22 protein-coding genes are annotated in these 26,954 nt (G+C 58.6%); 13 read left to right on the top strand and 9 right to left on the bottom strand.

Features of this window, described 5'->3' with window-relative positions; genetic code table 11:
* The first annotated feature begins 10 nt into the window (after positions 1-10).
* The gene (locus Q1A59_RS12125; protein ID WP_299645051.1) at positions 11-724 is read left to right on the top strand and encodes a response regulator transcription factor; all 714 of its coding nucleotides are present in this window, start codon (positions 11-13) and stop codon (positions 722-724) included.
* Between the two features lie 21 nt (positions 725-745).
* On the opposite strand, the gene Q1A59_RS12120 is transcribed toward Q1A59_RS12125, so the two are convergent.
* The gene (locus Q1A59_RS12120) at positions 746-3,316 is read right to left on the bottom strand and encodes a helix-turn-helix domain-containing protein (protein ID WP_299645050.1); all 2,571 of its coding nucleotides are present in this window, start codon (positions 3,314-3,316) and stop codon (positions 746-748) included.
* A 242-nt stretch (positions 3,317-3,558) separates the two neighbouring features.
* Here Q1A59_RS12120 and Q1A59_RS12115 point away from each other — a divergent pair, with 242 nt between their 5' ends.
* Both Q1A59_RS12115 and Q1A59_RS12110 read left to right on the top strand, forming a co-directional pair.
* Complete coding sequence (locus tag Q1A59_RS12115) at positions 3,559-4,026, top strand: hypothetical protein (protein ID WP_299645049.1); 468 nt, start codon at positions 3,559-3,561, stop codon at positions 4,024-4,026.
* A 21-nt stretch (positions 4,027-4,047) separates the two neighbouring features.
* Positions 4,048-4,953: a hypothetical protein gene (locus tag Q1A59_RS12110; protein WP_299645048.1), complete on the top strand. Its 906-nt coding sequence runs from the start codon at positions 4,048-4,050 to the stop codon at positions 4,951-4,953.
* Between the two features lie 72 nt (positions 4,954-5,025).
* Here Q1A59_RS12110 and topA read toward each other — a convergent pair whose 3' ends face one another.
* On the bottom strand, positions 5,026-7,368 hold the full coding sequence (gene topA, locus Q1A59_RS12105; protein WP_299645047.1) for a type I DNA topoisomerase: 2,343 nt from the start codon (positions 7,366-7,368) through the stop codon (positions 5,026-5,028).
* A gap of 304 nt (positions 7,369-7,672) precedes the next feature.
* Between topA and Q1A59_RS12100 the strand changes: the two genes are divergently transcribed.
* The 3 genes from Q1A59_RS12100 (at position 7,673) to meaB (ending at position 13,196) form a co-directional block, all read left to right on the top strand.
* Positions 7,673-9,814 (top strand): methylmalonyl-CoA mutase family protein, encoded by a 2,142-nt coding sequence (locus Q1A59_RS12100; RefSeq protein WP_299645046.1) that lies wholly within the window; start codon positions 7,673-7,675, stop codon positions 9,812-9,814.
* A complete protein-coding gene (gene scpA / locus Q1A59_RS12095; protein WP_299645045.1) occupies positions 9,811-12,012 on the top strand; it encodes a methylmalonyl-CoA mutase in 2,202 nt (733 codons plus the stop codon). Before Q1A59_RS12100 ends, scpA begins: the two co-directional genes overlap by 4 nt.
* Positions 12,013-12,083: 71 nt before the next feature.
* Complete coding sequence (meaB, locus tag Q1A59_RS12090; RefSeq protein WP_299645044.1) at positions 12,084-13,196, top strand: methylmalonyl Co-A mutase-associated GTPase MeaB; 1,113 nt, start codon at positions 12,084-12,086, stop codon at positions 13,194-13,196.
* Positions 13,197-13,268: 72 nt separating this feature from the next.
* Here meaB and Q1A59_RS12085 read toward each other — a convergent pair whose 3' ends face one another.
* The 7 genes from Q1A59_RS12085 to Q1A59_RS12055 form a co-directional block, all read right to left on the bottom strand.
* Positions 13,269-13,946 (bottom strand): response regulator transcription factor, encoded by a 678-nt coding sequence (locus Q1A59_RS12085; protein WP_299645043.1) that lies wholly within the window; start codon positions 13,944-13,946, stop codon positions 13,269-13,271.
* A 44-nt stretch (positions 13,947-13,990) separates the two neighbouring features.
* The gene (locus Q1A59_RS12080; RefSeq protein WP_299645042.1) at positions 13,991-14,533 is read right to left on the bottom strand and encodes an acyl-CoA thioesterase; all 543 of its coding nucleotides are present in this window, start codon (positions 14,531-14,533) and stop codon (positions 13,991-13,993) included.
* A 172-nt stretch (positions 14,534-14,705) separates the two neighbouring features.
* A complete protein-coding gene (locus Q1A59_RS12075) occupies positions 14,706-15,530 on the bottom strand; it encodes a class I SAM-dependent methyltransferase (RefSeq protein WP_299645041.1) in 825 nt (274 codons plus the stop codon).
* A 288-nt stretch (positions 15,531-15,818) separates the two neighbouring features.
* Complete coding sequence (locus Q1A59_RS12070; RefSeq protein WP_299645040.1) at positions 15,819-17,135, bottom strand: WD40 repeat domain-containing protein; 1,317 nt, start codon at positions 17,133-17,135, stop codon at positions 15,819-15,821.
* 162 nt (positions 17,136-17,297) lie between these two features.
* A complete protein-coding gene (locus Q1A59_RS12065; protein ID WP_299645039.1) occupies positions 17,298-17,921 on the bottom strand; it encodes a molybdenum cofactor guanylyltransferase in 624 nt (207 codons plus the stop codon).
* 20 nt (positions 17,922-17,941) lie between these two features.
* A complete protein-coding gene (gene rho, locus Q1A59_RS12060) occupies positions 17,942-19,189 on the bottom strand; it encodes a transcription termination factor Rho (RefSeq protein WP_299645038.1) in 1,248 nt (415 codons plus the stop codon).
* Between the two features lie 26 nt (positions 19,190-19,215).
* The gene (locus tag Q1A59_RS12055) at positions 19,216-20,229 is read right to left on the bottom strand and encodes a DNA-directed RNA polymerase subunit alpha (protein WP_299645037.1); all 1,014 of its coding nucleotides are present in this window, start codon (positions 20,227-20,229) and stop codon (positions 19,216-19,218) included.
* A 378-nt stretch (positions 20,230-20,607) separates the two neighbouring features.
* On the opposite strand from Q1A59_RS12055, the gene Q1A59_RS12050 reads away from it, so the two are divergent.
* From Q1A59_RS12050 to Q1A59_RS12020, 7 genes are all read left to right on the top strand, one after another.
* Entirely contained in the window at positions 20,608-21,144 is a 537-nt protein-coding gene (locus Q1A59_RS12050; protein WP_299645036.1) for a peroxiredoxin, read from the top strand.
* An 88-nt stretch (positions 21,145-21,232) separates the two neighbouring features.
* Positions 21,233-21,967 (top strand): prolipoprotein diacylglyceryl transferase, encoded by a 735-nt coding sequence (locus Q1A59_RS12045; RefSeq protein ID WP_299645035.1) that lies wholly within the window; start codon positions 21,233-21,235, stop codon positions 21,965-21,967.
* Positions 21,968-22,023: 56 nt separating this feature from the next.
* Positions 22,024-23,325: a response regulator gene (locus Q1A59_RS12040; RefSeq protein WP_299645034.1), complete on the top strand. Its 1,302-nt coding sequence runs from the start codon at positions 22,024-22,026 to the stop codon at positions 23,323-23,325.
* Positions 23,326-23,390: 65 nt separating this feature from the next.
* Entirely contained in the window at positions 23,391-25,103 is a 1,713-nt protein-coding gene (gene kaiC / locus Q1A59_RS12035) for a circadian clock protein KaiC (RefSeq protein WP_299645033.1), read from the top strand.
* A complete protein-coding gene (locus Q1A59_RS12030; protein ID WP_299645032.1) occupies positions 25,093-25,401 on the top strand; it encodes a circadian clock KaiB family protein in 309 nt (102 codons plus the stop codon). Before kaiC ends, Q1A59_RS12030 begins: the two co-directional genes overlap by 11 nt.
* A 4-nt stretch (positions 25,402-25,405) precedes the next feature.
* The gene (locus Q1A59_RS12025; protein WP_066783387.1) at positions 25,406-25,711 is read left to right on the top strand and encodes a circadian clock KaiB family protein; all 306 of its coding nucleotides are present in this window, start codon (positions 25,406-25,408) and stop codon (positions 25,709-25,711) included.
* Positions 25,712-25,795: 84 nt separating this feature from the next.
* Positions 25,796-26,947 carry a histidine kinase dimerization/phosphoacceptor domain -containing protein gene (locus Q1A59_RS12020; protein ID WP_299645031.1) on the top strand — a complete coding sequence of 384 codons (1,152 nt, stop codon included), beginning with the start codon at positions 25,796-25,798 and terminating at the stop codon, positions 26,945-26,947.
* Positions 26,948-26,954: the final 7 nt, after the last annotated feature.

Below are 26,954 nucleotides of genomic sequence, written 5' to 3'. Positions count from 1 at the left end.
GGAGTCATGCGTGACAGCGCCATTATCATCAAAGGTCAGAGTATTAGTGATTGATGACCACCCGCTCTTCCGGCAGGGGATCCGCTGGAGTTTAGAGAGTGCATCCGATATTGAGGTGATCGGCGAGGCTGAGAACGGCCAAGAGGCGATCAAGCTGACCGAACGCCTGATGCCCGATGTGGTGCTGGTCGATATTAACCTACCCGGCTTGAACGGGTTGGAGGTGGCGCGGGTGATTAAGCGCCGCGAGCCGCGCACCGGCATCATCGTGCTGAGTGTTTATGAAGACGATGATCAATTATTTCAGGCAATTAAGGTCGGTGCGGCTGCCTTTACATCCAAAGATATTAGCCCGGAAGAGCTGGTGCAAATGATCCGCGAGGTCGCCCGCGGGCGTTATCTGATCAACGATGCAGTGCTGGCCCGGCCCAACGTCGCGGCGCGGGTGCTGCACCAATTCCGCGAACTGGCCGCCACCGACGAAGAGGACAGCGCGAATTTGTTTGCCCCGCTGACCTCGCGCGAAATTGAGATTCTCGATTGCATTGCCCGCGGCCTTTCCAACAAAGAGATTGCCAACGAGCTGAGCATTAGCGGCCAGACGGTCAAAAATCATATCACCTCCATCCTCTCTAAGTTGCAGGTCAATGACCGCACGATGGCGGTAATTGTGGCAATTAAAAAGGGGTGGATTAAGATGGGTTATTCGCAACCGCTTGAGTAGGGACATTGCGGTGCAATGTACCTACGGCGCTCCTCGTAACGCAGCGGCGATGACGCGATCTAACCGCACCATGTCACGAGCCTCTACCACACTGATAAACGCAAGCTGGGGCAAGCTATTGATTACCGTTTGCGCCGCTTCGTTTGCTAGCTCGTGTTCAGATGGAGTGAACGTTTCCCGTACCGCTTGCCGCAACCATTCGGCCTGCCGATCACGGCGGAGCTGGTAGCGGGTAAGGATACCTTCACCCGCACCACACTGTCGAGCGGCGCGCCGGCGATCTGCGTTGCGGTGCAGATAGGCAAGCCCGATCAGCGCAGCAGACAACTCTTCTGGCAGGTATACTTTGCAGGCTTCCCGTTGCGCGGAGCTGAGATTGATTAATGCAGCTTCATGCCTCCCGGCGGCGATCGCGAGATAGCCACTGTGTCGCAACAGGCTGACCCGACCATAGGAAATGCTCATCTCGGTGATGATCGCACTGGCGGCGGCAAGGTTGCGTTCCGCCGCTGTGATCGCTCCCTCTTCCAGATCGATGCTGGCGAGGCGCAGATGCGCTTCCCACAACGCCATCGCGTCACCACCAGCAGTTAATTGTGCAATCAGGCCGGCAAACATCCGGCGCGCCGGCGATAGGTCGCCGTATGAACGCAACGCTTCGGCCACATCGCACCGGTAGCGCCACACCATGATCTGATCGCCATTGTGCGTCACCAGATCAACCGCTTCGCGCAGCATAGGCAATGCTTTGTGGTAATGGCCATGGGTGCAATACCCGACGCCGAGCTGATTAAGCGCATACGCTAAAGGAGCCGGCGCATTGCTGCGCCGGGCAATCATAATCGCTTCGTTGAGGATGGTTGCATAGCGCTCCAGATTGCCGGGGAAGCGGTTGAGCATGCCTTGGTAGGCTAAGCCCTGCGCCACATCGGCCTCTTGCCCTGCTTGGCGTGCCAGCGCAATCCCTTGGGCAAGCAGATCACCGGCATGTAACGCACCCTGCTGCGAGGCAAGATAGCCAACCGTAATCAGTGCACGTCCGCGCAATGCAGGCGGGATGGCTTGCGCTGACCCAGACATCAACAGTGGTTCGACCAAACGCCCCGCGTAGACTGCGCGCCGGCTCAGCCAGTAAACGCGCAGCGCCGCGGTGATTCGCGCTGCCACCATCCCGTTGTCGGCGGTCAACGACCAGCGAATCGCTGCACGTAAATTCGGTAGCTCAGCATCGAGTTGATTCAGCGTCGTTGCGGCTGCTGCGCTTTCGAGCAGCAGGCCGGCCGTTTCGGCAAGGTTGGCAAAATAGGCGGCGTGGCACGTATAGACACTGGCAGCTTCAGGATGCGATTGCAACCGTTCGGCAGCGAAAACCCGGATCGTTTCGAGCAAACGAAACCGTCCGCTTGCTTCAACCTGCACCAGCCCTGCCTCAACCAGCGGGTCAAGACTGTCTACACCCAACGCTACCGCTGCCGGTGCGTCAAACGTACTCGGAAACACACCCAAGCGAGCAAAGCTGTCGCGTGCTGCCGGCGCCAGCAAACGTTCACTCCACGCAATCGTGGCCTGCAACGAGCGCTGGTGCGCCGGCAGATCGGCAAAACTGCTATCAAACGCCGTCACCCCCGCCTCAAGGCTCGCCAACAACGCCGCCGGTTCGAGCACATCGGCGTGAGCCGCAGCCAACTCAATCGCCAACGGCAGACCGTCGAGCCGCTGGCAAAGCGCGGCAACCGTTGCTGCATTAGCCACGCTAAGGGCAAACGCCGGGTTCACTGCCGCCGCGCGTTCGCAAAACAGCCGGGTAGCCGGCGCTGCCGCCACCGCGCTCACGCGCCGGTTGGCCGGTACGATCAGCGGCTTGACCAAAAAGCGGGTTTCGGCACGCAGACATAGCGGCACACGGCTCGTGATGAGAACGGACAACTGCGGCGCCGCCGCCAATAAGCGCGCGATCAACGGCGCCGCCGGCAAGAGCTGCTCGAAGTTATCGAGCACGAGCAGGAATGAACGCTGAGCAAGCAAGGCGATCAGCGCCGCTTCAGCTTCATCACCCTGCGCGCCAAGGCGCGCGGCGATGAATGGCGCAACCGCTGCCGGATCATCAAGCGCCGCCAACTCGATCACCGCTGCGCCATCAGCAAACGATGGCTGCAACGCGGTAGCCACAGCCAGCGCCAAGCGCGACTTTCCCACTCCCGGCGGGCCGATCAACGTGACACAACGGGCCGTATGCGCACCGATCAACTGGATAAGTTCAGCGATCTCGGCGTCGCGTCCAAGTAATGGAGTCGGCGCAACTGGCAAGCGATGCGCTAGAGGACGCGCCGTCGCCGGGATGGGCTGGATGGTGGCATTGGGTAACGTGCGCGAACCGGCAGCAGCAAGAAAGGCGGTGCGCTCCTCACCGGCCAACCCCAAAGCGTTCGCCAGTTGCACCGCCGTGGCACGAGGCGGCATCCGCGCGCCGGTTTCGTACTTTCGCACCAGCGACACCGAGATCCCGGCGCGCACCGCTAATTGGGTTTGCGTCAGCCCCAGCTCAAGACGGCATTGCTTGAGCAAAACGGGAAAGGTGATGGCAGCCGGCAAGCGCTTGTCATCCTTTGCAAAACATTTGGCCTACTTAGCCGGAAGTGTGCTTCAGCGGGCCGCAATGGTACTGCCGGCTTGTGTCACTCTTGTGTTACTGCATTATACCATCGCATTCTTGAAACAGATTGAACGTTTTGTTACAACCAGAACACATCCGTTAAATCTTTCGTTAGTGGAAAGGGTAAGCGATTGCGATCGGCAGACACCTCTCGATATCAACCTCTAACACAGGAGCATGTATGATCCACTTTACCTCGCTCATCCAAGCGGTCGGCCTCACGCCAGCCTTGTCGGCTTACCCGTTCACCAGTGTGTTGATGCTAGTGCTGATCGGCGGTCTTGTACAACAACATCTGCTCAATCCTGAGCAAATCGCACGCGATTCGATGGGGTTCTCTACCATTCTTGCCAACCAAATTGGCGGCGTTGATCTACCAACGTGGGCGTTTGAAGGGCCATTTTTATTCTTGATTTTGCTGGGCGTGATCTACGAGTGGTCGAGCGAACGCAGCGCCACGGCACAAGAGATGATGGGGTTTGTGAATCGCCTTGTGAAGACTGGGGCCGGCTTTGGCGTGCAATATCAGATGGTGAATAGCCAGATGGAACAGATCCTCGATCTACTGACACAGACACTGCCGCCCGATATTGTGGCCGCACTCAGCACCGGCGTGGCAGTTGCCACTGTCGTGCCGCTGGCCCCCTAGCCAGCCGATAGCCTCGCATGGTTGGCCCAACCGATTGCGGTCGTTTGGTCAAGCATTGTCACCATCGCGATCTGGATCATCTCTGGCATCCGCGCCGCCATCATTACCCTCATTTGCCTGATGGATCCCGGCGGCCACCTTGGTTTGCTCAAGCTGTTTTCGTGGGGTGACGGCGGATGGGCAATAACGACCACCGTTGTGCTGATCTTCTTCCCGCTGCTGGCCTTGTTGCTAGCCGGTCTTACCGTGCTCGGCCTTTGGTTCATCCGGCGCTACTTCGAGCTGCGCGAGCGGAAGATGATGATCGCCTGCCAACATTGCGGCGGCCAGATGCATCCCGCGGCGCTCGAATGCCCGGCCTGCCGCCAGCCCAACCAGCAACCGCGCATGGTTGGTTGGATCGGCCAACCACGGCCAGAACCGGTCACCGATCTGGCGGCGCACCGGATTACACTGATCAAGCATCGCCGTTGCCCAAGCTGCGCTACCCGGCTCAAGAAGCGCGCGGTGCAACAAGCCTGCCCGGCATGCGAAACTGTCACCTTCACCGATGTGGCGCAGGTCAATTCATTTCTGCGCGTACTAGACCGGCAACTGCCGCGCACCCTGCTCGTTAGCGGCTTGCTGGGGTTAGTGCCGATTATTGGGGTGGTACCGGCAATCATCTACTACCGGCTGAGTTTAATCGCCAGCTTGCAGAGCTACGTGCCGGTAGGCATCGGCTGCTTCACCAACTGGGTCTTGCGAATCGTGGCGATCTTCCTCATCGGAATGCAATCAATCCCGGGCATCGGCGCATTCGCTATCCCGGCGTTATGCCTGATCAACTACACTGTCCATCGCCAGATCGTGGCTGGTCAGGCGACAAGCAAGATCCGCGCGACCGGGTCGTTGGCGATGCCGGACGGGAAGACGGTGGCGTCCTAACAACAGAGAGTGCGGCAGTCAAACTGCCGCACTCCATATTCTGCACTCCTCGGTTAGGATTGAAACCTACCCTTACGCCGATTTACGGGTTTTACTGCTCGCTTTGCGGGCTGACACCGCCGGCTTTTCAGGAGCGGGCTGTGGCGCCGGTGCAGCTTCGACTGCCACCCCGGCCTGCGCCTCATCGAGCGAGTTAGCGATGTAGTCGCACTTCGGATAGCGCGAGCAACCGTAGAACGGGCGGCCAAACTTGCCCCGGCGTCGCAATAGTTCGCCCTCGCCGCACTTTGGGCAGGTCACACCGGTCGGTTCTGGCAACGGAGCCGGCTTGCCATCGCGACCGATCCGGCGGGTGTTGGTACATTCTGGATAGCCCGAACAACCAAGGAAGGGGCCAAATCGGCTCTTCTTGATCACCATAGGCCGGCCACAGACGTTGCACAGCACATCACTCGTCTCTGGCGCGCTCGCCTTATCAAGAATGATCTGACCATTCTCATCGCGGTGAAAATCGCTGGTGAAATCGCACGAATCGCCTTCACCCTCACGGTTGTACCGCGAACAGGCCAAAAACTCACCGTTCCGGCCAAACTTAATCACCAGCTTTCCCTGACCGCACTTCGGGCAATCGATATCGGTCGTAATCTCTTCGCGCTTAACATTGCGCATTTGGCGCTGCGCCGTCTCAAGCGTCGAACGAAAAGGGCCGTAGAACTCACGCAATACCGGCACCCACTGTTTAGAACCTTCGGCAATATCATCAAGCTGCTGTTCGAGCGACGAGGTGAAATCGTAATCGACAATGTTGCCGAAATGCTCAACCAGCAAATCGGTGACCACCCGCCCTAATGTGGTCGGAATCAGCTTCTTATCGACCATCTCGACGTATTCACGCTCTTGAATCGTTGAGAGAATAGTCGCGTACGTGCTAGGCCGACCAATGCCGAGCCGTTCCAGCTCTTTTACCAGACTGGCTTCGGTATAGCGCGGCGGCGGTTCGGTGAAGTGTTGCACCGATAGCAGCTCAACCAACTGCAAACCCTCACCTTCAGCCAAGGGTGGCAAGCGACGTTCGCTGTCTTCGTCCTCTTCGCCTTCGTCGAGACTGACGTTATAGACGGCGAGGAAGCCGGGGAACTTAAGCACCGAGCCGGTGGCGCGGAAGAGGTAGGGCGGCGCGCCGGCCACGCTCGGTTGGGCGGCAATGTCAACCGTAGTGCTGTCAAAGATAGCCGGGGCCATCTGCGAAGCGATAAACCGCTTCCAGATCAGATCGTAGAGCCGCCACAGATCGCGATCAAGCCGCTCACTCAACTGCTCAGGCGTGCGAGCGCTACTGGTTGGACGAATCGCCTCATGCGCCTCCTGCGCACCTTTCGCCTTGGTTTTGTAGACCGGCGGCTGGTCGGGGAGATAGTCACTCCCAAACCGCTTACCGATCACCTCGCGGGCTTCAGCTTGCGCTTCCGCCGCCACCTGCACACTATCGGTACGCATGTAGGTAATCAAACCGACCGTGCCCTCTTCACCACCAACATCGACCCCTTCATATAAACGCTGAGCCAGCATCATGGTCTTCTTGGCGCTAAACCCCAACTTACGGGCTGCCTCTTGCTGCAAGGTACTGGTGGTAAACGGCGGCGCCGGCGAGCGGCGCTTGTCGCGCCGGGTCACTTTGGCAACGGTATAGGTCGCGCCTTTCAGATCGGCCACGATCGCCTCGGCCTGCTCACGCCGCTCAATCGAAAACTTCTCCAGCTTCTTACCGTCACGCTCGATCAGGGTCGCGCGGAAGAGATCACGCGGCGCGATGCCAGCCTCTTTCAACAGATCGGCCTCGATCGTCCAATATTCCTGCGGCTGGAACTGCTCGATCTCGCGCTCGCGCTCGACGATCAGCCGCACCGCCACCGACTGCACCCGCCCGGCGCTTAGACCACGCTTGACCTTATCCCACAGCAGCGGGCTAAGCTGATAGCCAACCAGCCGGTCGAGCACCCGCCGCGCCTGTTGAGCGTCAACCAAATTTTGGTCGATCTGGCGCGGCTGTTGTAACGCCTGCTGCACCGCATTGCGCGTGATCTCTTGAAAGACCACCCGGTACACCGGCGTCTTTTTTGGCGTCTTGACCGACTGCGTAATATGCCACGCAATCGCTTCACCCTCGCGATCGGGGTCGGTCGCCAGATAGATCGCGTCAGCGTTGCGGATTGCTTGGCTCAACTCTTGAACGACCTTCGGCTTAACGATTTCATAGGAAGGGGCAAAATCGTGCTCGATATCAATCGCCAGCCCGTTCTTAGGCAAATCGCGCACATGGCCCATGCTGGAGGTAACCTTATAGCCTTTGCCCAAATATTTCTGAATCGTCCGCGCTTTGGCCGGCGACTCAACGATCACTACTTTTTCGCCCATGAAGCAATTCCCAATGAATCTAGAAGTCTACTTGAACAGGTTTTCGCTATCGTCATCGCACTATACGCGGCGCTGGCGCGATTGTCAAGGGCGAGCCTTCCCGATTTTGACCGGTTGTTGAACTGTAACTCGCTTCCCTACGATGAGCTATTGACAAGCAGCATCGATCAGATAACCTGTGGTTAGGGTAACCAGTCTTTTACTTCATGGACGATCCGGTTTATCGTGCCCATTTTACCCTCGATTTGCTGGTATACTAACGGTATCGAGGGTTGGGTATGGGCTGCCGGCAAGGAGTATAGCCATGCCTTCAGAGACGCAGGAGACGGCCCAGCACGCTCCGTTGTTCGATATGTTCGCGCCTGCGACGTATGAGGAATGGCGGGCAGCGGCTGAGAAGACGCTGAAGGGCGTTCCGTTTGAGAAGCGCCTAATTACCAAGACCTACGAACAAATTCTGCTGCAACCGATCTATAACGCTGCCGATATTGCCGAGTTGCCGCACACTGGCTCGCTGCCCGGCTTTGCCCCGTTTGTGCGCGATACGCGCGTGTTGGGGCCGGTGTTGGAACGCTGGCAGGTGGCGCAAGAGCTGCCTTATCCGACCGCAGATGAAACGAATCGGGCGGCACAGGCCGATGTACCGCGCGGCTTGACGACACTCAACTTGCCGCTGGATCAGGCTACCCGCTTTGGTCTCGATCCCGACGTAGCCGCGCCGGCGCAGGTAGGTGCGGGCGGTCTCTCACTGGCAACGCTAGCCGATGCCCGCCGCCTGTTCGCCCAGCTCGACCTTGACCGGCTGTCACTGTTGGTGAATGCCGGCGCGCAGGCGCTGCCGGTAGCGGCCCTGCTCGTAACCGCCGCCGAAGAGCAGGGCCTTCCGTCCGACCGGCTACGCGGTTGTATCGGCGCCGATCCGCTCGAAGTGTTAGCTGCCGATGGGACGTTACCGGCGTCGCTCGACCGTTGCTACGACCTGTTGGCCGAGTGGACACGATGGGCACAAACGCATGCCCCAAATCTACGCACCATAGTTGTTAGTACTCACGTGTACCACAACAGTGGCGCCCACGCCGCCCAAGAGCTAGGATGCGCATTAGCAACCGGAGTTGCCTATCTGCGCGCGTTGCAAGAGCGTGGCCTCAGTGTCAATGACGTGGCCCCACGCATCCAATTTTCGTGCTCGGTGGGATCGCAGTTCTTCATCGAAGTAGCCCGTCTGCGCGCCGCTCGTATGCTGTGGGCGCGGGTAGTAACCGCGTTCGACGGTGATGAAACTGCGCAGCAGATGCATCTACACGCCCGCACTTCGGCGTGGACGAAGACGCGCTACGATGTCTATAACAACATGCTGCGTGCCACCAGCGAGGCGATGGCAGCAGTGATGGGCGGGGCGCAGAGCATCCATATCAGTCATTTTGATGAAGCGTGGGGCCTGCCCGACGAGTTCTCGCGCCGGATTGCCCGTAATTTGCACGTGATCCTGCAAGAAGAGTGCAACTTCTTCCGCCTGATCGATCCACCCGGTGGGTCGTGGGCGGTCGAGAAGTTGACTGATGAGATCGCGGCCAAGGCGTGGGCGTTCTTCCAAGAGATCGAACGGCAGGGTGGCATGGCAGCCGCTCTGCGCGCGGGAATGCCGCAAGCGGCTATCGCTGCCACCCGTGCCGAGCGCTTTGCCGCTATTGCTCAACGCCGCGAGGTGATCGTCGGCGTCAATATGTATCCCAATCTCAGCGAGAAGCTGCCGGAGGTACGCCAGATCGACCACGTGCAGTTGCACGCTGCCCGTGCGGTTGATCTACGCCACGCCCGTGAGATGCGCTCGGAAGAGGCATGCCAAGCTGCGCTAGTTGAGCTGGCCCACCGGCGCACCATGGCAGCCACACTGGCCGCCGTTCGTGCCGGCGCGACTATGGGTGAACTGAGCTGCGCGCTGGCTGCCGCCGATAGCGCCGCGCCGCAGATTGAGTTGCTGCCGGCCCACCGTGCCGCCGAGCAGTTCGAAGCTCTACGCACCGCTGCCGATGCCTATGCTGCCCGCACCGGGCGCCGCCCGGCTGTGTTCCTCGCTAATATGGGACCAATTAGTCAGCACAAGGCTCGGGCAGACTTTTCGACCGGCTTTTTCGCCGCTGGAGGTTTTGCTGTCATCGGCAACGATGGCTTCACTACTGTTGAAGAAGCCGCCGCTGCAGCGCTCGCTTCCGACGCTGAGATTGTTACGATCTGCTCAACTGACGAAACGTATCCAGATATTGTGCCGGCCTTGACCCACGCGATCAAGTCGCAACGACCTGATGTCACGGTCGTGCTGGCCGGCTATCCGACCGATCTTATTGACACGTATCGCGCCGCCGGGATCGATGAGTTCATCCACCTGCGCGCCAATTGTTATGAAACGCTGGCCCGGCTGCAACGTCTGAAAGGAGTGGCTGAGTGAAGAACCCCGATTTCACGACGCTGTCATACCGCGATGAGCGACCTGTCCCTGATCTGACTGAGTGGCAGGCAAAAGCTGAACAAGTAGCCGGCAAGCCGTTGCGCGAGCTGACTTGGCGCACGATGGAACAGATCGAGGTGCGGCCACTCTATACGGCTGCCGATTTGGTCGGCCTTGAGCACCTTGGCTTTACCGCCGGCATTCCACCATACTTACGTGGCCCGTACCCGACCATGTACGTTACCCAACCGTGGACGATCCGCCAGTATGCGGGCTTTTCTACTGCCGAGGCGAGTAACGCTTTCTATCGACGCAACCTTGCTGCTGGCCAAAAGGGGTTGTCGGTAGCTTTTGATCTTGCTACCCATCGTGGTTACGACTCTGACCACCCACGTGTCGTCGGTGATGTTGGTAAAGCGGGTGTGGCCATCGACTCGATCCTCGACATGAAGATACTGTTCGATGGTATCCCGCTCGATCAGATGTCGGTCTCGATGACGATGAACGGCGCGGTGATTCCGATCATGGCCTTCTACATCGTCGCCGCCGAAGAGCAAGGTGTACGGCAAGAACAACTCACCGGCACCATCCAAAACGACATCTTGAAAGAGTACATGGTGCGCAACACCTACATCTACCCGCCTGAGCCGTCAATGCGCATCATTGCCGATATTTTTGCGTACACGGCCAAGCACATGCCCAAGTTCAACAGCATCAGTATTTCGGGCTACCACATGCAAGAGGCCGGCGCCACCGCCGACCTTGAGCTAGCCTACACGCTGGCTGACGGGCTGGAGTATGTGCGCGCTGGGTTGAAGGCCGGGCTGGCGATTGACGCCTTCGCGCCGCGGCTCTCGTTCTTCTGGGCGATCGGGATGAACTACTTCATGGAGATCGCCAAGATGCGCGCTGCCCGTCTGCTCTGGGCCAAGATTATCAAGCAGTTTAACCCACAAGACCCCCGCTCGCTGGCGCTGCGCACCCACTGCCAGACATCGGGCTGGAGCCTCACCGAACAAGACCCGTTCAACAATGTAGCCCGCACCTGCATCGAGGCAATGGCCGCTGCCCTCGGCCACACGCAGTCATTGCATACCAATTCGCTCGACGAGGCGATCGCGTTACCGACCGACTTCTCGGCTCGCATTGCCCGCAACACCCAGTTGTACCTGCAAGAAGAGACCGGCATCTGCAAGATCGTCGATCCGTGGGGCGGGTCGTACTATCTCGAATGGCTGACCGATGCGCTGGCCCGCCGCGCATGGGCACATATCCAAGAGGTCGAAGAGCTGGGTGGTATGGCCAAAGCGATTGAGGCCGGTTTGCCCAAACTGCGGATCGAAGAGGCGGCGGCGCGCCGGCAAGCCCATATCGATTCAGGCCGCGAGACGATTGTCGGTGTCAACAAGTACCGGCTCGAATACGAAGCACCGATCGAGATTCTGGAAGTTGACAACACTGCTGTGCGCCAGAAGCAGATCGAACGGCTGCAAAAGCTGCGCGCTGAACGCGACGAGGCCAAAACGCAGGCAGCTCTCAATGAGCTGACGCGCGTGGCGGCCACCGGGGAAGGCAACCTGCTGGCGGCAGCGATTGAAGCTGCGCGCGCGCGGGCTACCCTCGGCGAGATTTCGATGGCGATGGAAAAGGTCTTTGGCCGCTTCAAAGCCGAAATTCGCTCGGTAGCCGGCGTTTACGGCAGCGAGTATAGCGACGCCGAGCAGATACAGCACGTGCGCGCTATGGCTGATGCCTTCGCTGCACTTGAAGGTCGCCGCCCCCGCATATTGGTGGCAAAGATCGGGCAAGATGGCCACGACCGCGGCGCCAAGGTGGTGGCGACGGCCTTTGCCGACCTCGGCTTTGATGTCGATATTGGTTCGCTCTTCCAGACACCTGAAGAGGTTGCACGGCAAGCAGTTGAAAATGACGTACACGTGGTTGGGATCAGCTCGCTGGCCGGCGGCCACAAAACCCTCTTGCCGCAACTGGTCGAAGAGTTGCGCAAATTGGGTCGCGAAGACATTATGATCGTGATTGGCGGCGTTATTCCGCCCCAAGATTACGAATTCCTGCGCGCACACGGCGCGGCGCTGATCTTCGGCCCCGGTACAATCATTCCCGTTGCCGCCGAGAAACTGCTCCGTGAGCTGCAACGACGGTTGCACGGTGATAGCGTCGCAACACCGGCGCCGTAGAAAGGAATACGACCGTTGGAGAGACGTTGCCTTGCAACGTCTCTCCATTATGTTAGAATATTGAGACCGTTATGACCAACGACCAATCACCAACCGAAGAGATGCCATTCGCGTTATCGGTGCTGGCTGGGATCGCCAGTCGTCACGACGGCTTGCCCGGCAATCCTCTCACGTCAGCTCCTGCACCGAGTGGGTCACGTCGCCGCACCCTCACAACAGAGGAGTATGTCGAAGGGGTGCGCAACGGTGACCGCGCTATTCTGGCCCGCGCCATTACGCTGATTGAGAGCAACGCACCAGCTCATATCGCTCAAGCCCAAGAGGTTCTACGCCAACTGCTGCCTTACACCGGCGGGGCGCTCCGGGTCGGCATCACCGGCGTGCCCGGCGTCGGTAAAAGCACCTTCATCGAAGCACTTGGCACAATGCTCTGTGAACAGGGGCATCGGGTGGCGGTGTTGGCAATCGATCCATCTAGCAGTATCTCGCGCGGCAGCATCTTGGGCGACAAAACCCGCATGGAACGACTTGCCCGCCATCCCAACGCTTATATTCGACCCTCACCGTCGGGCGGTAGTTTGGGCGGTGTAGCCCGTAAGACTCGCGAGACTCTTTTGATTTGCGAGGCAGCCGGTTTTGACGTGGTGTTAGTAGAGACGGTCGGCGTCGGCCAGAGCGAGACCGCCGTGCGCGGGATGGTGGACTTTTTCTTGCTGTTGATGCTGGCCGGCGCCGGTGATGAGCTACAAGGGATTAAGAAGGGCGTCATTGAGCTGGCCGATGCGCTGGTCATCACCAAAGCCGACGGCGATAACAAAGCGCGCGCGTTGGCAGCGCAAGCCGAATATCGTCATGCTCTACGCTACCTCACCCCAGCAACACCGGGTTGGAAACCGCCGGTGCGTACCTGTTCGGCGCTGACCGGCGACGGCATCACTGCCGTTTGGCACGAGATCGAACACTTCCGCACCGAGATGATGGCCAGCGGTGTTTGGTCGACTCGTCGCCGTGAACAGGCGCGTGATTGGCTTTACACGCTGATCGATGAACAATTACGCACGCTCTTCTTTGCCCATCCGGCTGTGCGTGAGCGCTTACCTGTGATCGAACAGGCGGTGGTAGAAGGAGATTTGCCGGTGGTCAGTGCGGTGCAACAGCTTATCGCAGCCTTGGGCAGCACATAAACCCGTAACCCGTCGAGCCACGGCGCTGCTGTGCCTGCGCAATGGGGCACAGCAGTGCTGTGCCCTTACTGGTCACCCATCTTCGCGCAGGATATACCCCACACTACGCACGGTATGGATCAAGCGTGGCTCACCGTTGGCCTCAAGCTTCTGACGTAAGTAGCGCACATAGACCTCGATAATATTGCTTTCGCCGCCGAAGTCGTAATTCCACACCCGATCATAGATAATGTCGCGGGTTAACACCTGATTGGGATGGCGCATAAAGAGTTCTAGCAGATCGTACTCTTTCGCCGTCAACTCAACGCGACGATCACCCACGCGCAATTCACGTGATCGGGTATCAAGAGTCAAATTAGCGAAACGCAGTACTTCCTGCTGTAGACTCGCTTGTTGGCGACGCAACTGGGCGCGAACACGGGCCAGTAACTCTTCAAAGGCAAACGGCTTGACCAAATAATCGTCAGCGCCGGCCTCCAACCCAGCCACTCGATCACGCACCGCATCGCGCGCTGTCAACATAATGATTGGAATACTCGACTCGGCGCGCAGCCGGCGGGCAACTTCAAAGCCATCAACCCCCGGCAACATCAGATCGAGCACCACCAGATCGTAATTGCCAGTGACAGCCATCTCTAAACCGCGGATGCCGTCGTAGGCAACATCAACCTGATAGCCTTCCAAGCTGAGGCCGCGCCGTAAGTACGAAGCAATTTCAGTTTCATCTTCAACAATCAAAATTCGCGCCATACCTGTAGTATACGAAGAGGTAGCGCGCTCGTCAATGCATTACCTTAATGCGGCTCGCTATCGAGTTCGTTGAGAAAGTCTTCAGGGTGTTGGCGAATTTCAAGGCTGCGTTGCTCAATCTCGCGGCGCAACTCACGGCGCAAACGGGCCGCCATCCAACGCCGGCGCTGCTCTGCCGTCTCGATCCGCACTGGCGGCACCGGGCACGGGCGAAAATTTTCGTCAACCGCCACCATCGTAAAGTAGCAGGTCATCACATGGCGCTGGGTGCGCGCAGTAATATTCTCGGCCACCACCCGAATGCCCACCTCCATTGACGTATTACCAGTGTAGTTAATCGATGCCAAGAAGGTCACTAATTCACCAACATGGATACGAGCGCGAAAAATAACCTGATCGACCGACACCGTCACCACGTAGCGTCCAGAGTAGCGTGACGCGCACGCGAAAGCGACTTGATCGAGCAGTTTCAAAATATGACCGCCGTGAACATTGCCGGCAAAATTAGCCATATCAGGCGTCATCAACACGGTCATTTGCAGAGTGCGGAACTGCTCAGACTGTTGCGTCCCTCCATTGGTTTCCATAGCTCAACTCCACCAGATGGGAATGATGAGATGCTGCTTCGTCAAGTATACTCGCGAGAGATACGCACAGCCGCATATTGCCGGTCGCAAGCGTATGCAACCAGCACAGCGTGCTAACATAGGGTGCGGCAGGGTGACTGCCGCACGCCATATTGTTGCCGCCAACGCATCGTTACTGGTAACGAAACACTAACAGATAATAGCGCCAGAGACCGGCGTTGAGGGTGCGGGTTTGAGCAATACAGCCACGCATTGCGTCAATCTGGATCTCGGATTGCAAATGCAGCGCGCGTAACACCAGTGCCGCCGGCAGGGTCAGTTGGGCGAAATGGCCGAGGAAGCGCAGCGACGGCCCGGCGCTGAGGGTAAGGTCATCGCGCCGGAGCAAGCGCAAACCGACTACTTCGGCAAGCTTGATCAACTCGTCAGCGGTTACCAAATCGGGCATTGCCCACGGGCGCAGCCATGCCCGCAATTGATTGCGCTCAGCCGGGGAGAGATCGGATCGCGCTGCGAAACGATCGGCGATGACAACCCTGCCTCCCGGACGCAACACTCGCGTGATTTCAGCCAGCAACGCCGGCTTATCCGGTGCATGGCAGATACTTTCCAGCATCCAGACCACATCACAGCTTGCGTTGCGCAACGGCGCTGCGGCGTAATCGGCGCACACAAACGTGGCCGTCCCGTCGCGCCGCGCCCGCTTGGCCTGTTCGGGTACAATCGTGAGGCCGATCACCAGCCCATCATGACGAGCGGCAATCGCATTGGCGCTCGCGCCGGCGCCGCAACCAGCATCCAGCAAACATTCACCGGGAGCAAGCTGGGCCGCTGCTAATAACGTTTCGTCAATTGAACGCAGGGCAGCGCGATGGCTCCGAACCTGCTGCCACAAACCGGCATGCATCGCCTGCGAACCGCGGATGATGCCGAGCACGCGGAACATCCAGTCGGTCTGGCGATAAAACGCGCGCACGGCGTTGTGAGGGTGAACCATGGTCAACACCTTACCCTCGTGTCATTGCGAAGGCGCGCCCCACCCCGCGTGTCATGGCGAGGGAGTGGCGGCTACCAGCGTAGCTAGCGCCACCCGACCGCAGCAATCTCCCCCTTTGGCGGAACGCATACCCGAGCAGATGCAGTCCGGAGGAGATTGCTCTGCCGCGCTCCGCTCGGCACGCAACGACATACGCAAACCACGTGTCATTGCGAAGGCGCGCAGCGGAAGCAATCTCCCCTTTGGCGGAAGAGATGCCTGTGCGCCGCCATCTGCTGCTCGAACAAGCTATTGATACGACCAGACTCGCACTGTCGAATCGAAACTGCCGCTGGCCAACAAATCACCACCCGGCGCAAACGCCACCGAGGTGACACTTTCGTTATGCCCGCTCAACTCCCAGCGCAACGCGCCATCGCGCACCCGCCAGATGCGCACGGTCCGGCCATAATGCGCGCTCGCGAGATACTGATTATCGGGGCTAAACGCTAAGCTGAAGCATGCGCCGGAAGGGGTTGCCAACATTTGCAACGGCTGGCCATCATCGACCCGCCAAATAAAGATCAGGCCATCGCCGCCGGCACTCGCCGCCAATTGTCCATTCGGGCTGAAGGTGACACTAAAGATCGCATCGCTATGCCCGTGCATCACCCGCACCAATGAACGATCATGCATCTGCCAAAGTCGTAAGACCCGATCATGGCCGGCGGATAGCAGCAGATTGCCATCAGGGCTAAAGGCCACGCTATTGATCACCCCCTCATGACCGGGCAATATACCGCTCAAGGTACCATCAGTCGCGTGCCACAAATAGACCACCGGATCCCAGCCGCCGGTCACGATCAAATCACCGTGCGGTTGGAACGCAATGCTAAAAACCGCACCGTGACGCTGGCCATCACCCAAATGCATGAGAAGTTCGCCATCAGTAACGCGCCAGATCCGCGCGCCGTGCTGGCGACCCGCCGCCGCAATCCGCTGACCGTCAGGACTAAACACGACGGCATTGACTTCGCCAATATTCCCGCTAATGACGCGCTGCAATTGGCCATCAGGCAACCGCCAGAGCCGGAGCATGCCATCCCATGACCCTGTCGCGAGTATGTCCTGATCAGGACTAAATGTCAGACTGTTCACCCAGCTCTGCACAGCTAACAATTGGCGCAGCAACGGTCGCTGGACGGCCAGCGCATCAGTCGCTGGCTGTTCGAGCTGGAACAAGCGGTGATGCGTCGCTAACAAGCGCCGGTTAGGCCGCAACGCCAACCGGTTAGGCTGGCGCAGCCGCCTGCCGGCCAGCGCGCCGTACTCGCTATCCCGCAACTCCGGCGCTACCAGCACCTCCAGCGTCATCGCATCAATAGTTAATAAGCCAGAATGAAAGAGGATTTGCAAATCAGCGCGCAGTAACAGTGCATTATGTGGCTCCGCTGGCCCTTGCGGATCGATCAAGACCGGGCGCAACACATCGGCTACTTGGCAACCACTGATAGCGCAGGCCCCGTCATAGGCTACCAGCAATTTTTGCCACAACACCTCTAACGCCGACGAAACTTGGTCGGCGGACGACCCAACCACACCATTGGGAGAAGAAGGCTGCTGCATTGTCAAACTCGGTCGTCGAATGCGCTAGTATCCACGTGGTGCCAACAATCATAGATCAACTATATAAACGATACCTGTGAGTCACCACGTTGTAAGATAACATTTCTGTCAAATTGTTAGCAAACAGAACAACGCCAAGCACTACCGCTCGACGACCGACCATTATTCAACTTGGCGCAACCACCCTTGCACGGCAACCAAATCGTCCGGCGTGTTTAGATTAAGCAACGAGCGCGCAGCAGGATCATAACGACGCCAGAGGGCAGGGCCGGGATCAACCCAACGCAACGCCATCAATGCAGCTTGCAAGCGGCGTTCGCCAGCAGCAAAGGCCCGGCGCAACTGCGGGAGCGCGCTTTGCCGGTAGACAGCGAACAGTGGCTGTGGGTGATCAGGCTGGCCGGGGGGAGTAGGCGCCAGCGCATCGCCGGTAAACGGCCACTGCGCTAGCGCCGCTAGCACTTCTGGAACAATCAGCGGCATATCGGCGGCAATCACCAAGGCCGCCGGTGCGCGCATAGCTTGCAAACCGCTGATCAGACCGCCAAGCGCGCCGCTGCCCGGCTGCTCATCGGGCACAATCCGCGCTGGCAAGTCAGACCACGCTTCAGCATCATTGAGTACGACGATGGTCTCAACGCACAGAGGCTGCAACAGCGCAACGGCGTGGCCAAGCAGATGCGGGCCGCCTTCGCCCCACAGCCGCAACCGCCGCTTATCAACGCCAAAGCGGCGACTACGCCCGCCGGCGATCACTATCCCACTCAGCTCGATATCACTAGACATGCGCACCTACAGCGAGGTGATTATGAGCCAACTTTGCCCAGCGACGCAAGGAACTCAGCATTATTCTTCGTCTTGGCCATTCGGGTCAGCATCAACTCAGCGCCTTCATTCTCGCCAACCATGCTGACCATTCGCCGCAGCATCCAGCTCTGACGCAGCGTCACCGGATCGAGCAACAGATCCTCGCGGCGGGTGCCCGAACGCTGGATATCAACTGCGGGGAAGATGCGCTTCTCAGCCAGCTTACGATCGAGATGCAGCTCCATGTTACCGGTACCCTTGAACTCCTCGTAGATCACATCGTCCATACGCGAACCAGTATCAACGAGGCAGGTAGCGATAATGGTGAGCGAGCCGCCATCTTCGATATTACGCGCTGAACCGAAAAACCGCTTGGGCGGGTAGAGCGCCGCCGGATCAACACCGCCGGAGAGCGTGCGCCCGCTTGGCGGCATCGCAATGTTATAGGCGCGGGTCAGACGGGTGAGCGAATCCATCAAAATCACCACGTGGCGCCCGTGCTCCACCTGCCGCTTGGCCTTTTCGAGCACCAATTCGGCCACCTTGATATGCTGCTCGACCGGCTCATCGAACGTGGCGGCCACCACCTCACCCTGCACCGAACGGCGCATATCGGTTACTTCTTCGGGCCGTTCGCCGATTAAGAGCACAATGAGCTGAATATCAGGCGCATTGGTCGTCACACCATTGGCGATCGCCTTGAGCAACATCGTTTTCCCAGCTTTGGGCGGAGCAACGATCAAACCGCGCTGGCCACGACCAATCGGCGCAATCACATCAACAATGCGCGTCGGGAGAATATTCGGCTCAGTCGAGAGCACAATCTGCACATTGGGATGGATCGGCGTCAACTGCTCGAATAACGGTCGCTTCTGGGCCATTTCGGCTGGCAGGCCATTGATCCGCTCGACATAGAGCAACGAGGGGTAACGTTCAACCTCTTTGGGCGGGCGCACACGACCCTCGATCATATCGCCAGTGCGCAGATTAAAGCGGCGGATCTGGGATTGCGCCACGTACACATCATCGTTGCTGGGGCTCAGCCGCGGATTACGTAAGAAGCCGTGGCCTTCGGGAACGATTTCCAGTAAGCCGGAACCCTGCATTGTCACCGGTTCTTCGACCACAGCAGTTGTTGCCGGCGCAGCAAGCACACCTTCGCTCCCGGCTGATGACCCCGCATCACCATTCACCCGGCGCCGGCGCCGGCGCGTCTTATCGGCTGATTCGGGAGTACCTGTCGTCATACGCTTGTCATCCATTGCGTGTCTTATCACTCCTCTGCGTGGATTGCACCGGTTGGCGGAGTAGTATGGTCGGCGGATGAGTCGGGCAATCGGCCGGATGCAGCTTCACCCGAACGATAGCCGAGCGCCTCAAGACGATGGTGGATCTCTTCAATCCCCTTCGCACCCAAATTACGAATCCCCATAAGGCCACGATCATCAAGGCGCAACAACTGCCCGATGGTGTGGATCTCCGCACGGCGCAAACTGTTGTAGGTTCGAGTACTTAAACCAAGCTCATCAATCGTGCGATTGGCAATCTCTTCCGGGATCGGCGGCGGCAGGTTGGGCTGCTGTTCAGGCTCTTCCGGCTGGTTCAAGCTCACAATCCGGCCAAAATACTGAGTTAAGATTTGGGCAGCGTGGCTCAACGCATCACCCGGCTTGATGGTGCCATCAGTCCAAATCTCAAGAATGAGCCGATCGTAGCCGGTGAGTGGATCATCACCCATCTCTTCCACCAAAAAGTTGACCCGCGGAATCGGACTAAAAAGAGCATCAACTGCAATCTCGCCAATCGGCATGCCACTCACTGTATCGGCTAACTGCACCCCCCGGCCACGCTCAACCGTCAACTGCATTTCGAGCGTTGTGTTCTCATCGTCAATCGTGCAAAGGTAGTGTTGCGGATTCACGATCTCGACGGTGCTAGGAGTATCAATATCACCTGCAAACACGGGGCCGGGGCCATGCTTAACCAACTGCAACGCCACTGCCCGATCGCTATACGAACGCAGCCGAATACCTTTCACATTGAGCACCAACTGGGTGCCGTCTTCTACGACGCCGGGAATAGCAGTAAATTCATGAATCACACCCGCCACTTTAATCCGGGTAATAGCGGCGCCGGGGATTGACGAGATCAACACGCGGCGCAACGCATTCCCGAGCGATGAGGCATGGCCGCGTTGCAGCGGCGCGATGGCGAAGCGGCCATAATTTTCAGCCGCTGCAATGAGGGTAACCCGTGGCGTGATCAGCGACAGTTCAAGCGTTTCCATATTCCTGTTCCAGAAGGCTCTGCGACTCTAATGGCGCCCGTTGCTGCCATGACGCACCGGCGCGCCCAACGAACAGTGCGCCTTGCCGAGCAATGGCGTGTCGGACTGGCAGACTCAACCACAATAACGAGAGCGGGAAGCTGTGCTTACAGTGCGCTTTGTTGGCGGCGCTGTAGCGCAGTTGGCGGCGGCAATGCGCCTACATGTGCGCGTGACTTTATCATATCGGTGAGAGTTACACGCTGTGTTGGTCACAGACTCGTTATATGATACCATAAATTAGCGTATCTGTCGCAGACAGTACCGCCGCAACGATCTGTTATCGTCACCCGATTACTGCGACGCCCCGGTGGGCCGTCGCTTGAGGCGATGTACGTTATGAACAAGACCCAGCGTGATTGGTTAACGCTTATTCTCATGATCGCTGGCGTAGGCTGGATTGTCATCAGCCGGCCGCCGGATCTGCCGTCGGTAACGGTGAGCCCACGACCGGGCTTTATCGCACCGGCCATTGCCTTGCCGCTGGCCAATGGCGAGACGCTGGCGCTGTCGGCGTTGCGCGGTCAGGTGGTGATCGTTAATTTCTGGGCCAGTTGGTGCGGCCCTTGCCGGGCCGAAATGCCCACCTTGGAAAAGATCTATCAAGCCGAAGGCGAGCGTGGCTTGACAATTCTGGCCGTCAATAGCACGGTGCAAGACGATGAAGGCGCAGTAGCGGCCATGCAACGCGAGTTCGGACTGAGTTTTCCGATCGTGTTTGACCGTAACGGCGAGACCGGCCAGCGGTATGGCATCCGGATGCTGCCGACCACGTTCATTGTTGATCGAACCGGTGTCATCCGGGAGGTCTTCTTTGGCGGGCCGCTCAGCGAAGCTAGCCTGCGCAGCGTGATCGAACCGTTGCTCGGTGAATAGGCCGCGCTGCGCATGACTGCTTCATCAAGCAGCCAAACGTAACAGACCTTGTTGCCGCTCAGTGTAACGTATACGCTACCGAAACCTTATGCTTCCAGTGCTCAACATTGGCCCCTTTGCCTTGTACACACCCGGCCTAATCCTGCTGCTAGGCGGCTGGCTCATCTTGCAAGTCAGCGGACGCGCTGCCCGCCTCAAGCAGCTTAACGGCGACCGGCTCGAGATGATCATCTTTATCACTATGCTGGCCGGTGTCATCGGCGCGCGCCTCGGCTATGCGCTGATGGCATGGCCGAGCTATGTAGCCGATCCGTGGGCCTTGCTCTCGCGTGATTTGCAAGCCTTTTCTCCGCTAGCCGGCGTGGCGACGGCCATCATAATCGGCAGTGTGATGCTCTGGCGACAACGCTGGCCGTTGTGGCCCACCTTCGATGCGCTCACGCCGGGAATCGCCCTCGCCGTCCTCACCCATGCTATCGCCCAATTGGCCAGCGGCGATGGTTACGGTCTGCCGGCTGAAGTGCCATGGGCGATCAATCTGTGGGGTGAATTGCGCCACCCTACCCAACTCTACGCTGCGCTCACGGCGCTAATCGCCTTAGTTGTCTGGCGGGTGCGTTACCGCCAGTCGCAACCGCACGGCATGCTCTTTCTCACTGTCAGCGCTTTGCTCGCCGCCGGTACGTTGATCGGCGAAGGATTTGCCGCCACCGGCTGGCTCTTGCCGGGTCAGGTGCGCGGGTCGCAAGTCGTCGCGTTAGCGATACTTGTCATCATTGTACGGATCTGGCCAGAGATCTTTCTGCAACACAACTACAGATAACGCGGTATACTAGCAGTACAACGAACCACTTTTGCTGCTAAGCTCCGAGAAAACACATGCGGGTGTTGATCGTCGAAGATGAATTAATCATTGCCCAAGACCTAAGCCAGACCTTGCGGCGCATCGGCCATTCGGTCGCCGATGTGGTGACAAGTGGTGAAGCGGCGTTGGCTACGGTGGCGCGGCAACCGCCTGATCTGGTCTTGATGGATATTCGCCTCAGCGGGGCTATGGACGGCATTGAAGCCGCACGCCAGATTTACAGCCGTTGGGGGGTGCCGGTCGTCTTTTTGACTGCGCACGCCGACGATCAGACTTTGCGCGAGGCGCTCCTCGCTGAACCATGGGCTTACTTGCTTAAACCGTTTGACGAACGCGAGCTTGAGGTCGCTATTGCCGTCGCCGCTTATAAGTACCGGCTTGAACGGCGCCTGCAGTCTAGCGAACGCCATCTCCGCACGACCTTGACCAGCATCGGCGATGGCGTAATTGTCACCGATCCGCAAAGCCGGATCACCTTTGTCAATCCGGTGGCTGCGCGCTTGTTGGGCATTACCCCCGAGGAGGCTATCGGTTGGCCCTTGGCGCGCATTTATACCTTGGTTGCCACCAATACCGGCTTGCCGGCTGATAGCACGCCGCCCCATCCCGATTCGGTAAATGGCTTGCCAGCCCCGGTCACGCTCCTGACCCGGAATGGCGATCGCTTGCTGGTTGAGCATACCGTAGCCCAAATAACCGGCGCTGACGGTGCAAATGAGGGTGTCGTGATCGTGTTCCGTGATGTCAGTGAACGGCAACGGGCAATCAACCAGTTGCAAGAAGCGAAACGCCGATTACAAACTAATCAATCGTTGCTAGAACAGCGTGAACAGGCACTCACCGCTCTCGGTACGCTCGCGCATACCCTTAACGCAGCGCGCTCGCGCCAAGAGATCTATGCGGCCATCATTACCGCTGGCGCGAACTTGTTACACGGCTATCGTGGTTCTTTGTTGATCTACAACCCTGCCACCGATCTTGTCCATCCGGTTGGTCACTGGGGTGAACCACTCGTTCACCGGCCGGTACCGCGCTGCTCGTGTTGGGGAGAACGGCGCTGGGCGTTGAGTCTGGCCGGCGATAGCCATGTATGCAATTTTATCCCGAACGGGTTGCTCGGCGAGCGGATGTCGTTACCCATCCGGCAACACGATGAGGTGATTGGCGTACTGAGCCTGTACCATCCCGATCCAGCACAGGGCAGCGGCTACCAGTTGGCAGCAATGATTGCCGAATTGGCTAGTCTGGGGTTCGGCGCGTTAGCTGGCAAGCATATGGCCAAGGTGATGAACCGCGCTGATCCGACTGATGAATGATGCCACTCGTCGCCGCCGCGCATGACGGGGAGGAGCCGGTATTGTTGTAGAGAAGAGGAGCGTTGGTGGAATTTCCTGCCGCCATCACGAACTTGCCTAAAGCGCCAACTGGGATTCGTGGTCTCGATGACATCACCGGCGGCGGTCTGCCGCGAGGCCGGACGACCTTGATCTGCGGCGGCGCTGGCTGTGGCAAGACCCTGCTCGCGTTTGAAACGTTGGTCCGCGGCGCGGCGCTCTACGGCGAACCCGGCCTCTTTGTCTCGTTTGAAGAGAGCCCGGCTGATTTGCGTATGAATGTGGCGAACCTTGCTATTGATGTCGCCAATTTGGAACAGCGCGGGTTGTTGCTGCTCGAACAGATTTCGCTTGAGCAGGGTGAAATAGCAGAGGTGGGCGAGTACGATCTCGAAGGCCTCTTCATTCGGCTTGGCCTGCTGATTGATCGCATTGGGGCACAACGGATCGTGCTCGATACGATTGAAACCCTCTTTAGCGCGTTTGGCAATCAATCCATTCTGCGCGGCGAATTGCAACGTCTCTTCCGCTGGTTGCGCCAGCGCGGCCTGACCGCCATAATTACCGCCGAACGTTCCGGGCAAGGCCTGAGCCGCTTTGGGATCGAAGAGTTTGTGGCTGATTGCGTCATTTTGCTCGACTACCGGATTACCGAGCATGTGTTGACCCGCTATGCCCGCATCGTCAAATATCGCGGCTCTTCTCACGGCGTCAATGAGTATCCCTTTACGATCGGGCCACATGGCATCACTATGCTGCCAATCACCTCGTTTACGCTGAGGTATCCGGTTTCCGCTGAACGCATCTCAAGCGGCTTTCCCGATCTCGACCACTTGCTCGATGGCGGCGGCTATTACCGCGGCTCCACCATTCTAGTAAGCGGCCCGACCGGTTCGGGCAAAACAAGCCTTGGCGCATCGTTTGTCGCCGCTGCCTGCGCCCGCGGCGAACCGGCGATCTTCTTCGCGTTCGAGGAATCAGCCGATCAAATCGTGCGCAATCTGCGCTCGATCGGGATTGATTTGCAACAATGGCGCGATCGCGGCCTCTTGCAGATCATCAGTAGCCGGCCCTCGTTGGCCGGTTTAGAGACCCACTTGATCACGTTGCTCGAAGCGGTGGAACAGAGCGGCGCGCGCGCCGTAGTGATCGACCCGATCACCGGCTTTCATACCATCAGCCGTCCGGTTGATATTACGACGATGCTGTTCCGCCTCTTCGATGGCCTTAAGTCGTTGGGTGTCACCACCCTCGCTACCAGCTTAACCAATGCCGGCGCCGATCCTGCCCAGAGTGAGGTCAATATTTCATCGCTGGTCGATACGTGGATCGTCTTGCGCAACCACGAGACCAACGGCGAACGCAACCGTAGCTTGCTGGTGCTCAAATCCCGCGGCATGCGCCATTCCAATCAGGTGCGCGAGCTGGTGATGGATGCGCACGGGTTGCGATTGGTGGAAATTTACGCCGCCGGTGAGACGGTGTTGATTGGCGCTGCCCGCATCGCCGAACAAGAGCGGCTCCGGCACGAACAGGAACTGCACGAGCGGGAAGCGATCCAGCGCCAGCGTCGTTACGCCTTGCAACAGCGCCTGTTGGCATTACAGATCGAGGCGTTGCAAGCCGAGTTGGCTGCGCTCGATGACGAGATGAACGCGGCAGCCGACCTATCGGAAGCACGCGCACGCGCGCAGATCCAGAGCCGGCTCGCGACCAGCCGGTACCGTGACTCTACTCAAGAGGGTAGCGATGGCAGATGAAGCGCCGGAGTATGAATATGATCTGTGGCTCTACATTGCCGGACAGACTCCCAAAAGTCTGCTCGCAGTCGCTAATTTGCGCCGGATTTGTGACCAATACCTGCATAATCGCTATCGGGTTCACGTGATCGATTTGCATCACGAACCCGAACGAGCGATTAGCGATAATATTCTGGCTATTCCAACCTTGGTGCGCAAGTTGCCGCCGCCGATACGCAAAATCGTTGGCGATCTCTCGAATACGGAACGGGTGCTGGTTGGGCTGGATCTAACACCCCGGCGACATACAGGGAGCTGAGCCGATGGATATCACCAATCAGCCAGTTGTACCATTGCTGCGGTTGTACGTCGCCGGCGCAACCAGCCGCTCGACCCGCGCAATTACCACGGTGCGCCGGTTGTGCGAGCGGTATATGCCCGGTCGCTACCGGCTTGAGGTAATTGATGTCTACCAACAGCCCGATCGGGCGCGCGAAGATCACATTATCGCGACACCGACACTGCTGGTTGTCGAACCCGGCCCGCCTACGGCGTTTATCGGTGAATTGCGTTCGTCGGATTGGCCGCGAGTGGCTGCTGCGTTGAATATTCTGACCGATGATGATTGAGGAGTGTCGCTTCACGAGCGTGGTACCGGCAACACACGGGGTTGCCCCCATACACCCTCGCGCGAATACATAGGGAAGTGCCGTATGGGAAATGAGCCACAGATGAGTCCAGCCGAGATTGCTCGCCTTCAAGCGCGCCTCACTGAATTGGAAGAGTTGGTGCGGGCATTACAGATGGGTGAGGCTGATGCGCTGGTGATTGATGGGCCGCGCGGCCCGTTGATCTATACCCTGCGCGGCGCCGAACATCCCTACCGGGTGTTGGTCGAAACCATGAATGAAGGCGCCTTGACCCTACTGGCCGATGGCACCATTCTCTATTGCAATAGCAAGTTCGCTGAAATGGCCGGTCTGCCCCAAGACCAATTGACTGGCCGCTCGTTACTCGATCTGGTCGCGCCGGCTGACCGGCTCCTCTGCGCTGAATTGCTCTCCGCTGGCGCCGCCGGTTCGAGCAAAGGCCCAATCACGCTGCAAGCGGTTGATGGCTCGCAGCGACCAGCGCAGATCTCGTTGCGCGCCCTACGTGACGAGACCGAAGCCAATATGTGTGCTGTAGTGACCGATTTGTCAGGGCCGCAAGCGGTTGCCGCCCAACTGCGCGCCGCACTGGCAGAAAAAGAGTTGTTGCTGCGCGAGGTGCATCATCGGGTCAAAAATAATTTGCAGATCGTGTCGAGTCTCTTGCGCTTGCAAGCCGAGAATATCAGCGATGAGCGGGTCAGCGCCGCAGTTCAAGATAGCCAAAACCGCATTCGTGCCTTGGCGATAGTGCATGAGCAACTGTACCGCTCAGAGAGTCTGGCCCATATCGATATTGGCGAGTATCTGCAAAATATCGCCACCAGCGTCTGGCGTTCACTCAGTATGCGGGGCAGCCCGATCCGGCTGGTCAGCGAAGTGAGCCACGGCATTAGCATCAATATCGATCAGGCAATTGCGTTGGGCTTGATTGTCACCGAGTTGGTCTCGAATAGCGTCAAGCACGCTTTTCCCCATGGCACGAAAGACGGTACGATCAGCCTACGGTTACACAAAGACGGTGATACATTGCGCGTTGAGGTTGCCGACAACGGCATCGGTATGCCATCCACGGTCAACACTGGCGGCGGCAGCCTTGGTATGCAATTGGTGCAGGGCCTCTGCCGCCAGATCGGGGCCACCTTGCAATTTGGCGCTGGGCCGGGTACCACGGTGGCGATTCAGGTACCGATGGGGAAGGTTGATGCCGGTTGAAGGCACA

The sequence above is a fragment of the uncultured Chloroflexus sp. genome (genome assembly GCF_937951745.1).
In the GTDB taxonomy this organism is placed as follows: Bacteria; Chloroflexota; Chloroflexia; order Chloroflexales; family Chloroflexaceae; genus Chloroflexus.
The sequence above is the reverse complement of the archived record's forward strand: the minus strand, read 5'-3'. Positions and strand labels throughout refer to the sequence as shown.

Excerpts from the sequence above, each read along its gene's own strand:
- Q1A59_RS12115 (WP_299645049.1), top strand. The coding sequence starts at position 3,559 with ATGATCCACTTTACCTCGCTCATCCAAGCGGTCGGCCTCACGCCAGCC.
- topA (WP_299645047.1), bottom strand. The coding sequence starts at position 7,368 with ATGGGCGAAAAAGTAGTGATCGTTGAGTCGCCGGCCAAAGCGCGGACG.
- Q1A59_RS12100 (WP_299645046.1), top strand. The coding sequence starts at position 7,673 with ATGCCTTCAGAGACGCAGGAGACGGCCCAGCACGCTCCGTTGTTCGAT.
- meaB (WP_299645044.1), top strand. The coding sequence starts at position 12,084 with ATGACCAACGACCAATCACCAACCGAAGAGATGCCATTCGCGTTATCG.
- Q1A59_RS12085 (WP_299645043.1), bottom strand. The coding sequence starts at position 13,946 with ATGGCGCGAATTTTGATTGTTGAAGATGAAACTGAAATTGCTTCGTAC.
- Q1A59_RS12080 (WP_299645042.1), bottom strand. The coding sequence starts at position 14,533 with ATGGAAACCAATGGAGGGACGCAACAGTCTGAGCAGTTCCGCACTCTG.
- Q1A59_RS12075 (WP_299645041.1), bottom strand. The coding sequence starts at position 15,530 with ATGGTTCACCCTCACAACGCCGTGCGCGCGTTTTATCGCCAGACCGAC.
- Q1A59_RS12070 (WP_299645040.1), bottom strand. The coding sequence starts at position 17,135 with ATGCAGCAGCCTTCTTCTCCCAATGGTGTGGTTGGGTCGTCCGCCGAC.
- Q1A59_RS12065 (WP_299645039.1), bottom strand. The coding sequence starts at position 17,921 with ATGTCTAGTGATATCGAGCTGAGTGGGATAGTGATCGCCGGCGGGCGT.
- rho (WP_299645038.1), bottom strand. The coding sequence starts at position 19,189 with ATGACGACAGGTACTCCCGAATCAGCCGATAAGACGCGCCGGCGCCGG.
- Q1A59_RS12055 (WP_299645037.1), bottom strand. The coding sequence starts at position 20,229 with ATGGAAACGCTTGAACTGTCGCTGATCACGCCACGGGTTACCCTCATT.
- Q1A59_RS12050 (WP_299645036.1), top strand. The coding sequence starts at position 20,608 with ATGAACAAGACCCAGCGTGATTGGTTAACGCTTATTCTCATGATCGCT.
- Q1A59_RS12045 (WP_299645035.1), top strand. The coding sequence starts at position 21,233 with ATGCTTCCAGTGCTCAACATTGGCCCCTTTGCCTTGTACACACCCGGC.
- Q1A59_RS12040 (WP_299645034.1), top strand. The coding sequence starts at position 22,024 with ATGCGGGTGTTGATCGTCGAAGATGAATTAATCATTGCCCAAGACCTA.
- Q1A59_RS12030 (WP_299645032.1), top strand. The coding sequence starts at position 25,093 with ATGGCAGATGAAGCGCCGGAGTATGAATATGATCTGTGGCTCTACATT.
- Q1A59_RS12025 (WP_066783387.1), top strand. The coding sequence starts at position 25,406 with ATGGATATCACCAATCAGCCAGTTGTACCATTGCTGCGGTTGTACGTC.
- Q1A59_RS12020 (WP_299645031.1), top strand. The coding sequence starts at position 25,796 with ATGGGAAATGAGCCACAGATGAGTCCAGCCGAGATTGCTCGCCTTCAA.